This window comes from Streptomyces sp. TRM49041 (assembly GCF_008271805.1).
GTDB lineage: Bacteria > Actinomycetota > Actinomycetes > Streptomycetales > Streptomycetaceae > Streptomyces.
The window spans coordinates 14977-30279 of record NZ_VSRY01000094.1 but is presented as its reverse complement, the minus strand read 5'-3'; the positions used below and the strand labels follow the sequence as shown (position 1 = coordinate 30279).

At 72.8% G+C, this 15303-nt stretch carries 14 protein-coding genes; 9 read left to right on the top strand and 5 right to left on the bottom strand.

What is annotated here, in order from left to right; translation table 11 throughout:
- Nucleotides 1-12: 12 nt before the first annotated feature.
- Nucleotides 13-744 carry a class I SAM-dependent methyltransferase gene (locus FVS66_RS08905; protein ID WP_149180475.1) on the top strand — a complete coding sequence of 244 codons (732 nt, stop codon included), beginning with the start codon at nt 13-15 and terminating at the stop codon, nt 742-744.
- Between the two features lie 41 nt (nt 745-785).
- Here FVS66_RS08905 and FVS66_RS08900 read toward each other — a convergent pair whose 3' ends face one another.
- Nucleotides 786-1349, bottom strand: a complete 564-nt coding sequence (locus tag FVS66_RS08900) for a hemerythrin domain-containing protein (protein ID WP_149180474.1) — start codon at nt 1347-1349, stop codon at nt 786-788.
- A gap of 113 nt (nt 1350-1462) precedes the next feature.
- Here FVS66_RS08900 and FVS66_RS08895 point away from each other — a divergent pair, with 113 nt between their 5' ends.
- Nucleotides 1463-1972, top strand: a complete 510-nt coding sequence (locus FVS66_RS08895) for a hypothetical protein (RefSeq protein ID WP_149180473.1) — start codon at nt 1463-1465, stop codon at nt 1970-1972.
- Between the two features lie 111 nt (nt 1973-2083).
- Here the strand turns inward: FVS66_RS08895 and FVS66_RS08890 are convergent, their stop codons facing one another.
- Nucleotides 2084-2593: a hypothetical protein gene (locus FVS66_RS08890; RefSeq protein ID WP_149180472.1), complete on the bottom strand. Its 510-nt coding sequence runs from the start codon at nt 2591-2593 to the stop codon at nt 2084-2086.
- A gap of 462 nt (nt 2594-3055) precedes the next feature.
- On the opposite strand from FVS66_RS08890, the gene FVS66_RS08885 reads away from it, so the two are divergent.
- Together FVS66_RS08885 and FVS66_RS08880 are read left to right on the top strand one after the other, a co-directional pair.
- The gene (locus tag FVS66_RS08885) at nt 3056-4117 is read left to right on the top strand and encodes a MoxR family ATPase (protein WP_149180471.1); all 1062 of its coding nucleotides are present in this window, start codon (nt 3056-3058) and stop codon (nt 4115-4117) included.
- Nucleotides 4114-5919 carry a DUF2201 family putative metallopeptidase gene (locus FVS66_RS08880; protein WP_149180470.1) on the top strand — a complete coding sequence of 602 codons (1806 nt, stop codon included), beginning with the start codon at nt 4114-4116 and terminating at the stop codon, nt 5917-5919. The genes FVS66_RS08885 and FVS66_RS08880 overlap by 4 nt, the downstream gene beginning before the upstream one ends.
- Nucleotides 5920-6136: 217 nt before the next feature.
- Here the strand turns inward: FVS66_RS08880 and FVS66_RS08875 are convergent, their stop codons facing one another.
- A complete protein-coding gene (locus FVS66_RS08875; protein ID WP_149180469.1) occupies nt 6137-7312 on the bottom strand; it encodes an aromatic amino acid transaminase in 1176 nt (391 codons plus the stop codon).
- Complete coding sequence (locus tag FVS66_RS08870) at nt 7305-8282, bottom strand: DMT family transporter (RefSeq protein WP_262386884.1); 978 nt, start codon at nt 8280-8282, stop codon at nt 7305-7307. Before FVS66_RS08870 ends, FVS66_RS08875 begins: the two co-directional genes overlap by 8 nt.
- 168 nt (nt 8283-8450) lie before the next feature.
- Between FVS66_RS08870 and FVS66_RS08865 the strand changes: the two genes are divergently transcribed.
- The 5 genes from FVS66_RS08865 to FVS66_RS08845 are packed head-to-tail and all read left to right on the top strand — an operon-like array spanning nt 8451 to nt 14101.
- Nucleotides 8451-8918: an Lrp/AsnC family transcriptional regulator gene (locus tag FVS66_RS08865; protein WP_149180468.1), complete on the top strand. Its 468-nt coding sequence runs from the start codon at nt 8451-8453 to the stop codon at nt 8916-8918.
- A gap of 48 nt (nt 8919-8966) precedes the next feature.
- Nucleotides 8967-9800 carry a M55 family metallopeptidase gene (locus tag FVS66_RS08860; RefSeq protein ID WP_149180467.1) on the top strand — a complete coding sequence of 278 codons (834 nt, stop codon included), beginning with the start codon at nt 8967-8969 and terminating at the stop codon, nt 9798-9800.
- On the top strand, nt 9793-11154 hold the full coding sequence (locus FVS66_RS08855; RefSeq protein ID WP_149180466.1) for a M20/M25/M40 family metallo-hydrolase: 1362 nt from the start codon (nt 9793-9795) through the stop codon (nt 11152-11154). The genes FVS66_RS08860 and FVS66_RS08855 overlap by 8 nt, the downstream gene beginning before the upstream one ends.
- A gap of 20 nt (nt 11155-11174) precedes the next feature.
- Nucleotides 11175-13163, top strand: a complete 1989-nt coding sequence (locus FVS66_RS08850; RefSeq protein ID WP_149180465.1) for a prolyl oligopeptidase family serine peptidase — start codon at nt 11175-11177, stop codon at nt 13161-13163.
- On the top strand, nt 13160-14101 hold the full coding sequence (locus FVS66_RS08845) for an LD-carboxypeptidase (RefSeq protein ID WP_149180464.1): 942 nt from the start codon (nt 13160-13162) through the stop codon (nt 14099-14101). Before FVS66_RS08850 ends, FVS66_RS08845 begins: the two co-directional genes overlap by 4 nt.
- Nucleotides 14102-14157: 56 nt before the next feature.
- Here FVS66_RS08845 and FVS66_RS08840 read toward each other — a convergent pair whose 3' ends face one another.
- Complete coding sequence (locus FVS66_RS08840) at nt 14158-15252, bottom strand: adenosine deaminase (RefSeq protein ID WP_149180463.1); 1095 nt, start codon at nt 15250-15252, stop codon at nt 14158-14160.
- Between the last annotated feature and the right edge of the window lie 51 nt (nt 15253-15303).

The window sequence follows — 15303 nt, the reverse complement described above, 5'->3', positions numbered from 1 at the left end:
GGGAGGCGGCAGATGACCGTGACGAATCGATACAGGGAGGCATGGGAGGGCTTCTGGCGGGAGGCGCCGCCCGAGCCGGGCGCCGTCTTCTGGGACGCCGACCCCGCGACCACCGCGGCCGTCCACCTCTCGCTGTTCGCCCCGCACCTCGCGGCACCGGAACTGCCGCTCGTGGACCTCGGCTGCGGCAACGGCACGCAGACCCGGTACCTCGCGGACCGCATACCCGGCCCGGTCTTCGGCGTCGACGTGTCGGCGGCCGCGCTGGAGCACGCCCGGACTCAGGCGGGGCCCGACGCGTCACGGTTCCACTTCCGTGAACTCGACGCGGTCGATACCGGGGCCGTGGCCGGCCTGAGCGCCGAGCTCGGCGACAGCAACGTCTACATGAGGGGCGTCCTGCACCAGACCGCGCCCGAGGACCGGCACACCCTCGCCGGCACCATCGCCGCCCTTGTCGGCCGCCGCGGCCGGGCCTTCGTCGTGGAGCCCGGCGAGGCGGCCGGAAAGACCCTGGGCGCGCTGACCCAGGGCCCCGAAGGTCCGCCCGTCAAGCTGCTGCCCGTGCTGAAGCACGGCATCACGCCCGGCGGGGTGACCGACGCCGCGGTGCCCGCGTACTTCCGGGCGGCCGGGCTCGACGTCCTGGCGACGGGCGAGGCACCGCTCGCCACCACGGAGCACGCACCCGACGGCAGCCCCGTCGAGCTGCCGTCGGTGTGGCTGGTGGTGGGCCGCGGCTGAGTCCGGGGACCGGCCGAGGCCACGGGTGCCGCGCGCGGCGGTCAGCGGTGCTTGCCGCGCCCCGAGATCATGTCGCGCACCCGGTCGACCAGTCCCGCGCCCGGAGCGAGCAGCTTGTTGAGCGGCGGCTTGTCCGGGGCGGCCGGGTGCGGGCGGGTCGGTGCCGTCTTCTTGGCCTGCCGCACCTTGTTGCCGAGCCGGTCCAGCCGCTCCTGCGGGCAGGACGCGCGGAGCCGGGGGAACAGGTTCCCCTCCTCGTCGGCGACGTGCTCCCGGACCTCCGCCATCAGCTGTGTGATCAGTGTGTCGAACCGGGGGTCGTCGGCCCGGCAGCTCTCCAGGTCCTTCATCGTGCGCTCGGCGGAGTTGTGGTCCTTCAGTTCCTTGTCGGCGAGCGCGTCCCCGTTCGGGATGTGTTCGCGCACGGCCGGGTACAGATACTCCTCCTCGGCGATCGAGTGGCGTACCAGTTCCATGGTCATCTGGTCGGCGAGTGCCTTGCGCCGGTCGTCGCCGGCCGGCAGCTCCTCGATACGGGCGAACAGCTCTTCCACTTCCTGGTGATCGTTCATCAGTTCGATGATCATGTCTCGGGTATCGGCCATGGTGCGGCTCCCTCCGTGTAGGTACAGCTCTGACCGGGCACCGGCCGGATACCACCGAATGCGAGTGATATGCGTCATTCCGCCATCGGGGTGGTCGGGCATACCGTGCAGGCGTGCACCCCGACCTCTCCCCACTCGTCGCCGCCACCGCACGGTGGCTGACCAGCGCCTACCCCGCCGGGGGCGGCGCCGTCGACCGTGCCCTCGCGGAGGCCCAGGCACGACAGGCGGTGGGCGTGGCGGCGGCGCTCCGGTACCCGACGGAGCTGGACGCGGGGCTGGTCGCCGTCACCGGGGCGGGCGGGGCGGACCGGCTCGACTGGATCACCGGCGCGGACGGTGATCCGGCGCCGTGGCGCACATGGGTGGACGAGGTCGTGGCCAGCTGGGCCGCGTGCCTGCTGGGTGAGCCCGAGCTGGCGTCGGCGGCGGTGGCGGCGGTCGTCGGGCACGGTGTGGCGCCGGAGTGCCGGCGGCTGCTGAACCCGACCGAGCGGGACCTGCGGGCGGCGGCGCTCCTGCGCCACCCGGACCTCCTGACCCCGGTCTCGGCCCTCCACCGCCCGGAACTCCTGGACCTCCTGGCCATCCCGGGCCCGCGGGACGCGACGCTCCGGTCTTAGCGCTCCAGCCGGACTGAACCGCTCCGGGTCTGTCAGAGGCTCGTGATTGTGTCTGTGACCTGGGTTTCTTGGGTGTTCTGGAGGGCCCGCCCGCTTCGATCGGCCAGGACCTCAAAGGCCGGTATGCGATGGCGTGCCGTCCGTGCCGTCCGTGCCGTTCGTGCCGTTCGTGCCGTTCGTGCCGTCCGCGCTTCCTGAAGCGACGGCTTGGACCGGGTCCTTCTCGTCCTTGACGTGGGCCTGGGCCTGGTCCTTGAGATCGGCCTTGATTCGCCGGGCGAGGCTCTCGGCGTGCTCGCTCATCTGGACGTTGGTCTTGCCGACGGCGTAGAGGCAGGCACCGACCACCGAGACAGGCACCGAGCTGCCGAGGACGGCGAGGAGTTCGGGCCAGTTGCGCTCGTCCACACAGATGAGACGATCTCGATCCAAGTCCTCGACGCTGAAGCGCGATTCGCAGGTGGTCGAGGTGCCGTAACTCCCTTCGATGCTGTACGGCAGGAAGAGCAGCACGGCGAACCAGAACCACAGCACCGCCGCGACGAAGAGCAGGAAGAGACCCCAGCCGTGTATGTGCTCGTACCGGGCGCGGAATTTCATGACGTTGTCAGGTGTGGACACGAGGGCACAATCTATCGCGGCGACCGGTCGGCGGCGCTCCGCCCCCAGGTAGTGCCCCATCAGCACAAAGGAGTGGCGCCGAGGAGGTCGACGTCGACGGGACGTTGGCCGCCGACGCTGACGCCGATGGCAGCAGCCCACCGGCTCGGTGCAGCGAACCGGACGGTTGTGCGGGAGGGGGCCAATGCGGTCCGCGGAGGTCGCCTCGGCCCCGACGGCCAGGAACTTGGCCGGCAGAGCCGCACGCAGCAGCCGGTGCAGCACGGCCCGGGGGGCCTTGGCGTGCAGGGAGATTCCCGCACCCACGCCGGCGAGGACCGGGGAGCCTTCGACGACCCCGGCGGTCGGGCGCCGATGGGCTTAATTCGGCTGCGCCGTGATGTCCTGCGCGTCCACACTGTGCGAACACCGTCGAACAGTCCGGATGCTCCGGACATCGTGCGCTTTCAGGAGTGTTCCCGCTTGCAGGCAGCCGTCACCGTCACGCCCGCCCGCGTCCCCGAGCTGCTGCTCGGCCTCGCGACCGTACGACCCGTCTTCCTTTGGGGCGCGCCCGGCATCGGCAAGTCGTCCCTCGTACGGAACTTCGCCGAATCCCTGGGGCTGGAGTGCGTCAGCCTGCTCGGCACCCAGCTCGCGCCCGAAGACCTCATCGGCGTACCGCAGATCCGCGACGGCAAGTCCGTCTTCTGCCCGCCCGAGACCATCGCCCGCGACGAGCCGTACTGTCTCTTCCTCGACGAGCTCAACGCCGCCACCCCCGACGTGCAGAAGGCGTTCTACTCCCTCATCCTCGACCGCCGCGTCGGCAGCTACGAACTGCCCGCCGGTTCCCTCGTCATCGGCGCCGGCAACCGCGCCACCGACAACGCCCTCGCCCGCCCCGTCGCCTCCGCGCTGGTCAACCGCCTCACCCACATCCATCTGCGCGCCTCGGCCGTCGACTGGCTGGTGTGGGCCGGCGAGAACGGCATTCATCCCTGGGTCGTCGACTACCTCACCGACCGCCCCGACCACCTGTGGTCGCAGCCGCCCAAGTCAGAGGAGCCGTTCTCCACGCCGCGCTCCTGGCACATGCTGTCCGACGCGCTGCACTCCTTCGGGCCGACGCTCGACGAGGAGACCCTCAAGATCGTGGCGCATGGCACGCTCACCCCCGCGCACGCCGTCTCCTTCTGCGGATACGCCAAGATCGTGCGGCACGCCTACGGCATCGAGGCCATCATCAAGGGCGACGCGTCCTGGCCGAACCGCGTCGAGGACCGCGACCTGCTGTACTACCTCGCCGAAGCGTTCCGGGGCAGGCTCATCAAGGACCTTCCCGCGACCAAGGACCAGATCCCGGCCGCGCTGCGGCAGACCGCCTACCGCGCCAAGTCGCTGCTCGTGCAGCTCGCCGAGATCTCCGTCGAGGTGGCCCAGACGGTCATCCGCGACGACGAGGACGGACAGCCCGTGCTGCCCGCCTGGTTCCTGGTCGAGGCGGCGCGGGACATGCCGCGCCTGGTGGAGGCGCGCCGGTGAGCCGTACCACGCGGCCCACCAAAGCCCAGCGCAGCGACCCGGCCGCCGAGGCGTTCCTCGCCGGACTCGCCCTCGTCAGGCGCAACCCGGCCCTGGCCGCGCTCGACGCCGACATCTGCCGTAACCGCGACTGCTCGCTGAGCCCCCGCCACGGGCTCACCGCCGTCGACTCCAACGGCGGCATCCACGTCCATCCCGACCGCCGCGCCGACCCGGCCGACTGGGCCTGGGCGCTCGCCCACTGCCTGCTGCACCTCGGCTTCGGTCACGTCCCCGCCCACAAGGACGCCCGACGCCCGCAGCCCGACCGGTTCGAACGGGCCGCCCGCTGCGCCGTCGTCAACCGCTTCATGCTCACCCTGCACGTCGGCCGCGCCCCCGTCGACTTCCCGCAGTCGTATCCCGACGGCGACGAGGAGCAACTGGCCACCCGCTGGCGCCGGAGCGGCATCCCCGCCGCGTACGAACACCTCGGCACCGGGGCGGACGCCCCCGACCAGGTCCTCGTGCCCTGGCGGGAGTGGACGACCCCGCCGGACTGGCAGCTGGCCTTCGCCCACGCCCTGACCCGCACGATGTCCGCCGCCATGGACGTGGCGGGCGGGCGGCGCGACAAGCTGACCGACCAGTTGGTGCCCCGGCGGCCCTGGGAGCGGGCCCTGAGCTGGTTCATCTCGTCCTACCCGCTGCTCGGTGGTATCGCGGCCGGTATCAAGCTCGTCGCCGACGCCGAGCTGGCCCGCGCGCACAACATCTCCGTCGCGGCCGTGGACGCGACGCTCGGCGAGATCTACGTCAACCCGCTGTGCCGGTACGACGACGCGGAATGGCGGTTCATCCTCGCCCACGAGATGCTGCACGCCGCGCTCCGCCACGGCGACCGGCGCGGCCCCCGCGACCCGTACCTCTTCAACGTCGCCGCCGACTACGTCATCAACGGCTGGCTCGTCGAGATGGGCGTCGGCAGCATGCCCGAAGGGCTGCTGTTCGACCCCGAGCTGAAGGGCCTGTCGGCGGAGGAGGTGTACGACCGGATCGTCCGCGACGCCCGCCGGATGCGGCGCCTCCCCACCCTGCGCGGCAAGGGTGCCGGCGACATCCTCGGCGAACCGCTTCCCGGCCGCCCCGGCGACTACGTCGACCTCGACGAGTTCTACCGGCGCGGCCTCGTCCAGGGCTTCGATCTGCACATGAGCGGCGAGCGAGGGCTGCTGCCGGCCGGGCTGATCCAGGAGATCCGGGCGCTGAGCCACCCGCCGGTGCCTTGGGACGCCCGACTCGCCCGCTGGTTCGACGAGTTCGTGCCACGGGCCGAACCGGTGCGCAGCTTCGCCCGGCCCGCCCGCCGCCAGGCGTCCACCCCCGACATCCCCCGCGCCGGCCGCTACTTCCCGCCCGAGGAGGTCGCCCGCTGCACCTTCGGCGTCGTCCTGGACACCTCGGGCTCCATGAACGCCCGCCTCCTCGGCAAGGCGCTCGGCGCCATCGCCTCGTACGCCGAGGCCCGCGACGTGCCGGCGGCCCGTGTCGTGTTCTGCGACGCCGCCCCGTACGACGTGGGCTACCTGCTGCCCACGGAGATCGCGGGCCGCATCCGCGTCCACGGCCGCGGCGGCACGGTCCTCCAGCCGGGACTCGACCTCCTCCACCGCGCCGACGGCTTCCCCCCGTCGGCCCCCGTGCTGATCATCACCGACGGCCACTGCGACGTCCTGCGCGTACGTCGCGACCACGCCTACCTGATCCCGGACGGCGCCTCGCTCCCGTTCACGCCTCGGGGCCCGGTGTTCCGGCTGCGCTGAAGGGCGGGGGCGGGGGCGGGAGCCGGCCGGCTCTCGCCTCGCGAGCCCGCGCGCCATCGCTCGCTCACGCAAGCGCTGTGACCAGTACATCGCTCGCTCGTACCCGGTACCTCGCGAACGGACCGGCCGGCCCACGGTCTCCCGCGACGGGATCGGTGCGGCGGGCCGGCCGGGGGCGCTGCGGAATGTGGGCGCGGCAGGGCCGGCACCCGGTGGGTCAGACCGCTACCGGGGTCAGGACCGCGGCGATGGCCCCGGCCAGGTGGTCCGTGCGGTCGGTGGGGAGGCCCGCGATGTTGATGCGGCCGGCCGTCGTGCCGTAGACGGCGTGGTCACGGCGGAGGGCCCGCATCTGGCCGGGGGACAGGGGCAGGCCCGCGAACATGCCCTTCTGGTGGGAGAGGGGCTCCGCCCAGGCGCCGCAGCCCAGGGACTCCAGGCGGGCCACCAGGGCGGTGCGGTTCGCGGTGATGCGGGCGCGCATCAGGTCCAGCTCCGCGCGCCACGCACCCCGCAGCGCCTCGTCCTCCAGGATCGTGGCCACGATCGCCGCGCCGTGCTCGGGTGGCATCGAGTACAGCGTGCGGGCCGCGTTCTGGAGAGCGGTCTCCACATGGGCCAGGGGGGAACCGGTGCCGCCCAGGACCATCGCGCAGCCCGTCCGGTCGGCGTACAGCCCGAAGTTCTTCGAGCAGCTCACCGCGACCAGCACCTCCGGCAGCCGTTCCGCCAGCATCCGTGTCGCCCACAGGTCGGCCTCCAGGCCGTCGCCGAGGCCGTGGTACGCCAGGTCCACGAACGGCACCCACCCCGTGCGGGCGGCCAGCCCGGCCAGCGCCTCCCATGTCTCGCGCGTCGGGTCCACGCCGGTCGGGTTGTGGCAGCAGCCCTGCACCAGGACGACGTCGTCGCGCCGCACCTGCCGCAGGTCGTCCAGCAGGCCCTGCCGGTCGGTCCACCGGTAGGTGCGCACGGCCAGCCCGGCCGCCTCCAGGATCGGCCGGTGGTTGACGTACGCGGGGTCGCTGATCCAGACGGTCGTACCGGGACGGGTCTGCCGTACGAGGTCGGCCAGCAGCCGCAGCGCGCCGGTGCCGGCCACGGTCTGGACGGCGGTCGCCCGCCGGACCAGGTCCTCCGTGCCCAGGACCATGCCGAGCATCGCCCGGTTGAAGGTCGTGTTGCCCGACAGGCCCCGGTACTCCTTGGAGGCGGAACGCTCCGCCAGGCGTATCTCGGCGTCCCGCACGGCCCGCATCACCGGCGTCACGCCCGTGTGGTCGCGGTATACGCCCAGCACCAGGTTCAGCCGCTCGGGCCGCGGGTCGGCGCCGAATTCGGCGGTCAGGTCCCACAGCGGGTCGACCGGCGGGGGAGGCAGCAGCTCAAGCATCGAGGGAATCCTTCGCGTTACGTGAGACACGGGAGCGGCGGTTCGCCAGGACCACGCCCGCCGTGATGAGGGGTACGCCCGCCAGCACCGCCACCGTCGGGTGCTCGTCGAGCAGCGGGATCGCCAGCAGCACCACCGCCACGGGGCTCAGGCTGCCGACCACGGAGCTGCGCTCGGCGCCGAGCCGCCGTATCGCGAACGCGTACAGCAGCCCCGCGCACAGGCCCACGCCCAGGCCCTGGACGACCAGGAACAGCGCGATGTCGGCCACCGCCGCGTCGCCCAGGCCGCTCGGCAGGACACCCACCGAGGCCAGCAGCGCGATCACGGCGAACGACGGCACACACAGCAGCCCGATCGACCCCACCGGGTCGAGGTCCACCTCGCGCAGCCCCACCGTGTACAGCGCCCACAGCCCGCTGGCCACCAGCAGCGTCCCGGAGCCCAGCAGCACGTCGCCGTCGAACGGCACCACGTACCGCCACACCAGGGCGAGGACACCCACGGCGATCAGTACGAGCCCGGCCGCCTGAGTGCCGCGCGGCACACCCCGCCCCCGCGCCACCATCAGCGCGGACACGAACAGCGGCACCATGCCCGGCACGATCGCCCCTACGAACGCCGCCGACGTCAGCGAGCCGCCGTACATGGCGGCGAGGAAGAACGGCACCCCCGCCCCGCACACGATCTTCGCCGCCGGGCCCGGCCGCACCGCCGCCAGCGCGCGCCTGCGCCGCCACAGCGCGGGCGCCAGCACCACCAGCGGCACCCCGAACCGCAGCAGCGCCGCGTCCGCGGGCAGCAGTGTCGACGTGCTCAGCGCCCGCGCGCTGAGCGCGAAGGCCGCCCAGATGGACACGGTCAGCAGCAGCGCCGCCATGCCCACCGCCTGCGGGGAGAGGCGGGGGCGCGCCCCACGGCCCGCCGCGCCCGCGGCCGGTGCCGCCCCCACGATGTCCGTCGCGACCAAGAAGTGCCTCCACGAAATACGTTCCCCACCCTTGCGCCGCAACGTTAGGTCTTCCGCCGGGGTAGCCGATTGCTAGTTCTGCCGCTCGGAACTATGTTTGAGGCAGGATCTGCCAAAGAGGACCGAAGGCAAGTCGAGGACACGTCGAAGAGAGGCCGGGGAGCGGTCATGGACGACACCGATCTGCAGATCGTCCGCGAGTTGCAGACCGACGGACGGCTGTCCAACCAGGACCTCGCCGACCGTGTCCGGCTGTCCCCGTCACCGTGTCTACGGCGGGTCCGTCGCCTGGAGGAGTCCGGTCTCATCCGCGGCTACACCGCGATGGTCGACCAGGTGGCCTTCGGGCTGCCGATCACCGTCTTCGTCCGGGTCCGCCTGGAGCGGCACACCGCGGAGGCCGTCACCGTCTTCGAGGAGCACGTCGGGCTCATCGAACACATCCAGGACTGCTATCTGATGGCCGGCAGCAGCGACTACCTGCTGCGCATCGTCATCGAGAGCCTGGAGGCGTACGAGCACCTCGTCCGCCACCGCATCCACGCCATCCCGGGCATCGCGTCGATCGAGTCGAGCTTCGCGTTCGGCAGCGTCAAGCAGTCCCGTACGTACCCCCGCCCGGCCCCGCCCCGCTGACCGGGTCCGCACCTGGTACGGCTCCCCACCGCCGCGTAACGTGTGGGCATGAAGATCCTCATCAGCGCCGACATGGAGGGCGCGACCGGGGTCACCTGGCCCGCCGACGTCCTGCCCGGCACCCCCCAGTGGGAGCGCTGCCGGTCGATGTTCACCTCCGACGTCGACGCGGCCGTCCTCGGCTTCTTCGAAGGCGGCGCCGACGAGGTCCTCATCAACGAAGCCCACTGGTCCATGCGGAACCTGCTACTCGAACGACTCGACCCCCGCGCCCAGATGCTGACCGGCAAGCACAAGTCGCTCTCCATGGTGGAGGGCGTCCAGCACGGCGACGTCGACGGCATCGCCTTCGTCGGCTACCACACCGGAGCCGGCGCCGAAGGGGTCCTCGCCCACACCTACCTGGCCAACTCCATCACCGGCGTCTGGCTCAACGGCACCCGCGCCGGCGAGGGCTACCTCAACGCGCATGTCGTCGCCGAGTACGGCGTTCCCGTCATTCTCGTCACCGGCGACGACCTCACATGCCGGGACGCTCTCGGCTACGCGCCCGAAGCGCGTATGGTCGCCGTCAAGGACCATGTGTCGCGGTACGCGGCGGTCTGCCGTACACCCACCCGTACGGCCGCCGACATCCGCGCCGCGGCGAAGGACGCGACGCGTCTCGCCGTACGGTACGAACCGGTGCGCGGCGGGCCGTTCACCGTGGAGCTGGAGTTCGACGCGGAGCACCTGGCCGCGGCCGCCACCGTCGTCCCGGGCGCGGCGGTCAGCGGCGAGCGCCGCATCGCGTACACCAGCGACACGATGTACGAGGCCATCCGTACCTTCAAGGCGGTCACCACGATCGTCTCGGCCGCAGTGGAGGAGCAGTATGGCTGACCCGACCCCGCAGGAGCAGGGCCAGGAGCACGACCCGCCGGCCGGGCCGGCCTTCGAGGAGGTGGTGAGATTCACCTCCGACCTCATCCGGATCGACACCACCAACCGCGGCGGCGGCGACTGCCGGGAGCGCCCCGCCGCCGAGTACGTCGCCGAACACCTCGCCGGCGCCGGGCTCGAACCGGTCCTGCTGGAGCGCACCAAGGGCCGCACGAACGTCGTCGCCCGCATCGAGGGCACCGACCCGTCCGCCGACGCGCTCCTCGTCCACGGCCACCTCGACGTCGTGCCCGCCGAGCCCGCCGACTGGACCGTGCACCCGTTCTCCGGCGAGGTCCGGGACGGTGTCGTGTGGGGCCGGGGCGCCGTCGACATGAAGAACATGGACGCGATGGTCCTCGCCGTCGTCCGCGACTGGGCCCGCCGCGGCATCCGGCCGCGCCGCGACATCGTCCTCGCGTACACCGCCGACGAGGAGGCGAGCGCCGAGGACGGCGCCGGGTTCCTCGCCGACCGGCACGCCGGCCTGTTCGAGGGCTGCACCGAGGGCATCAGCGAGTCCGGTGCGTACACCTTCCACGCCGGGCCGCGCATGCCGCTCTACCCGATCGGCGCGGGGGAGCGCGGCACGGCCTGGCTCAGACTCTCCGCGCAGGGCAGAGCCGGGCACGGCTCCAAGGTCAACCGGGAGAACGCGGTCAGCAGGATCGCCGCCGCCGTCGCCCGTATCGGCGAACACCAGTGGCCGGTCCGGCTCACCCCCACCGTCCGTGCCGCCCTCACCGAACTCGCCGCGCTGCACGCCATCGAGCAGCCCGACCTCGACGGGCCGGACTTCGACATCGAGGGGCTCCTCGGCAAGCTGGGACCCGCCGCGGCCCTCGTCGAGGCGACGATCCGCAACAGCGCCAACCCGACCATGCTGGAAGCCGGTTACAAGGTGAACGTCATCCCCGGCGTCGCCACCGCCCATATCGACGGACGGATCGTGCCGGGCGGCGAGGACGAGTTCATCGCCACCCTCGACGAACTGACCGGGCCCGGCGTCGACTGGGAGTTCCACCACAAGGAGACCGCCCTCCAGGCGCCGGTCGACTCCCCCACGTACGCCAGACTCCGCGCCGCGCTCGAACGGTTCGATCCGGACGCGCACGTCGTGCCGTTCTGCATGTCCGGCGGCACCGACGCCAAGCAGTTCTCCCGGCTCGGCATCGTCGGCTACGGCTTCACCCCGCTGAAGCTGCCCGCCGGCTTCGACTACCAGGCGCTGTTCCACGGTGTCGACGAGCGTGTCCCGGTCGACGCGCTGCACTTCGGCGTCCGCGTCCTCGACCACTATCTGCAGTCCGCATAGCCCACAGGGGGGAGTCGTCCATGGTGCCCACGGGGGCCTACGGAACGTGGCCGTCACCGATCGACGCGCGGCTCGCCGCCGCGCACGAGGGACTTCCCGAGTACGTCGGGACGGTCGGCGACGAGGTGTGGTGGACCGAGCCCCGCCCCGCCGAGGGCGGCCGCCGCGCCCTGGTGCGGCGGACCGCCGACGGCGCCGAACAGCCCGTCCTGCCCGCCCCGTGGAACATCCGCAGCCGGGTCGTCGAGTACGGCGGACGGCCCTGGGCGGGCGCCCCCAGAGCCGGTGCCGCCGGGCCGCTCGTCGTCTTCTGCCACTTCCCCGACCAGCGGCTGTACGCGTACGAACCGGAAGGCACCGCCCCGCCCCGGCCCCTCACCCCGGTCTCCGGCACCGGCGGCGGGCTGCGCTGGGCCGACCCCGTCATCCACCCGGACGGCGACGAGGTGTGGTGCGTCCTGGAGGAGTACACCGGCGACGGGCCCGGCGACGTGCGGCGGGTCATCACCGCCGTACCGCTCGACGGGTCGGCGGCCGACGACCGCAGCGCCGTACGCGAACTCACCGACGACCGGCACCGGTTCGTCACCGGCCCCCGGCTCTCCCCGGACGGTCGGCGCGTGGCCTGGCTCGCCTGGGACCACCCGCTCATGCCGTGGGACGGCACGCTCGTGATGACCGGCGACGTCGTCGACGGCGGCCCGTTCACCGCCGTCGCGCCGGTCGCCGGGGCCGTCGACGAGTCGGTCTGCCAGGCCGACTGGGCGGCCGACGGCTCCCTGCTGTACGCCTCCGACCGGGGCGGCTGGTGGGAACTGCACCGGATCGCACCCGGCGGCACGGCCGCGACCGCCCTGTGCCCTGGCCGGGACGAGGAATTCGGCGGGCCGCTGTGGAAGGTCGGCCTCAACTGGTTCCAGCCGCTCGACAGCGGGCTCGTCGCCGTCCTCCACGGCAGGGGCACCACCGCGCTCGGCATCCTCGACCCCGAGACCGGTGAACTCGTCGACGCGGCGGGCCCCTGGACCGAGTGGGCACCCACGCTCACCGCGCACGGCAGCCGGGTGTTCGGTGTCGCCGCCAGCCCGCGCAGCGGGTACGAGGTCGTGGAGCTGGACACCGGCACCGGCCGGGCGCGTGTCATCGGCGCCGCCCACCGCGACCCGGTCGACCCCGCGTACTACCCGGAGCCGCAGATCCGTACCTTCACCGGCCCGGACAACCGGGAGATCCACGCCCATATCTACCCGCCGCACAACCCCGACCGGGTCGCCCCCGACGACGAACTGCCGCCCTATGTGGTGTGGGCGCACGGTGGCCCCACCGGCCGCGCACCCCTCGTCCTCGACCTGGAGATCGCCTACTTCACCTCCCGGGGCATCGGCGTCGCCGAGGTCGACTACGGCGGCTCCACCGGGTACGGCCGCGCCTACCGCGAGCAGCTGCGCGAACAGTGGGGCGTCGTCGACGTCGAGGACTGCGCCGCCGTCGCCGAGGCGCTCGCCGCCGAGGGCACCGCCGACCGGGCGCGGCTCGCGATCCGCGGCGGCAGCGCCGGCGGCTGGACCGCCGCCGCCTCCCTCGCCGGAACCGACGTGTACGCCTGCGCCGCCATCCGCTACCCGGTCCTGGACCTGAGCGGCTGGGGGGCGGGGGAGACCCACGACTTCGAGTCGCACTATCTGGAGTCGCTCATCGGGCCGCGCGCCGAGGTGCCGGGCCGCTACCGGGAACGCTCGCCGATCACCCGGGTGGAGCGGATCAGCACACCGTTCCTGCTGCTCCAGGGGCTCGACGACCTGATCTGCCCACCCGTGCAGTGCGAACGGTTCCTGGCGCGGATGGCGGGCCGCGGCATCCCGCACGCGTACATCGCCTTCGAGGGCGAGGCGCACGGCTTCCGCCGCGCCGAGACCCTCGTCCGCGCCCTGGAGTCCGAACTCTCCCTGTACGTACAGACCTTCGCGATCGAGCGGTTCGACGTCCCGCTCCTGGAGCTGAGGAAGTGAGCCGTTCCCTTCTCCCGCCCCTGACCCGGCCGGCGCGGCTGAGGCCGGGCGCCCGGGTCGCGGTCGTCGCGCCCAGCGGCCCGGTGCCCGAGGAGCGGCTCCAGGCCGGTCTGGACATCCTGCGCGGCTGGGACCTCGACCCCGTGGCCCTGCCGCACGTCCTGGACCGCCACCCCGTCGCCCGTTACCTGGCGGGCACCGACGAGGACCGCGCCCGGGACCTCCAGGCCGCGTGGTGCGACCCGGCGGTCGACGCGGTGATCTGCGCGCGCGGCGGGTACGGCGCCCAGCGCGTCGTCGACCTGCTGGACTGGACGGCCATGCGGGCGGCCGGGCCGAAGGTGTTCGTCGGCTTCAGCGACGCCACGGCGCTCCACGAGGCGTTCGCGCTCCGCCTGGGCCTGGCCACGCTGCACGGGCCGATGGCCGGGGCGGTCGCCTTCCTCAAGGACGCGGGCACCCAGGACGTACTGCGGGCCACGCTGTTCGAGCCCCGGTCCGTGCGCACACTGGGCGCGGACACCGCGCGGGCCCTTGTGCCGGGGCGGGCGCGCGGTGTCACCGTGGGCGGCTGTCTGAGCCTGCTGGCCGCCGGGCTCGGCACACCGGACGGGCGGGCGTCGCTGCGGGGCGGGCTGCTGTTGCTGGAGGACGTGGGGGAGGAGCCGTACCGGATCGACCGGATGCTGACCCAACTCCTGCGCGCCGGCCTGCTGGACGGGGTCGCGGGCGTCGCGCTCGGCTCCTGGGAGGACTGCGGGCCGTACGGCGCGGTGCGCGAGGTGCTGCGGGACCGGCTCGGCGGACTCGGTGTCCCGGTGGTCGAGGAGCTGGGCTTCGGGCACGGCACCCCCGCCCTGACCGTACCGCTCGGGGCCGCCGCCGAACTCGACGCGGACGCGGGGACACTGACCCTGGACGCGCCCGCGCTCGGCTGAGCGGCCCCCGCTACGACGAGTGCTCCGGAAAGCGCCCGAACGGTCGCTGCCGGTCGTCAGCGGGCGGCTCGGACAGCCGCGTACCCCGGGCGCACGACCTCGTCGATGATCCGGCGGCGCTCCGGCAGCGGCAGGAACGCGGCTTCGACGGCGGCGACCGTGAACTCCTCGAACACCTCGGGGCCGTAGCCGAAGGCATCCGCCATGTGCTGGAACTCCTCGCTCATGGTGGTGCCGGACACCAGCCGGTTGTCGGTGTTCAGGGTGATCCGGAAACCGAGGCGGCGCAGCTGGTCGATCGGGTGCGAGGCGTAGTCCTTCGCGGCGCCCGTCTGGAGGTTCGAGGTCGGGCAGACCTCCAGGGCGATGCCGTTGTCGCGGATGTACGCGGCGAGGTGGCCCGGCGTGCCGTCGGCGGCGATGTCGTCCGTGATGCGCACGCCGTGGCCGATCCGCTCGGCGCCGCACACCTGCACGGCCTCGTGGATCGACTCCGCGCCGACGGCCTCGCCGGCGTGGATGGTGAAGTGGCAGTTGTGCCGCTTCAGGTGCTGGAAGGCGGGCAGGTGGCGGGCCGGCGGGTTGCCGATCTCGCCGCCCGCGATGTCGAACCCGGCGACGCCCCGGTCCCGGTGCGCGACGGTCAGCTCCGCTATCTCCAGGGAGCGGTCGGTGTGCCGCATGCCGGTGAGGAGGGTGCCGACGGTGATCCGCCCGTCCGTACGCCGCTCGCCCTCCCGGAAGCCCTCGTTCACGGCCCCGACGACCTCGTCCAGGGTCAGGCCGCCCGCGAGGTGCTGCTCGGGCGCGTACCGCACCTCCGCGTAGACGACCCCGTCGGCCGCCAGGTCCTCGGCGCACTCGGCCGCGACCCGGAAAAGCGCGTCGCGTGTCTGCATGACCGCGCAGGTGTGGGCGAACGTCTCCAGGTACCGCTCCAGCGACCCCGAGTCGGCGGCGTCCCGGAACCACACCGCGAGCTCGCCGGGCTCCTCGGTCGGCAGCCCGGCGTACCCGCAGGCACGGGCCAGCTCGATGATCGTGGCGGGACGCAGACCACCGTCGAGGTGGTCGTGCAGGACGGCCTTGGGGGCCCGGCGGATCCAGTCGGCTACGGCGACGTTCGAGGCGAGGTTGTCAGACAAGTACATGCGGGGAGTGTAGGGCACGCCGGACCTCGGTCCGCCGGGGGCTTGTCCGGT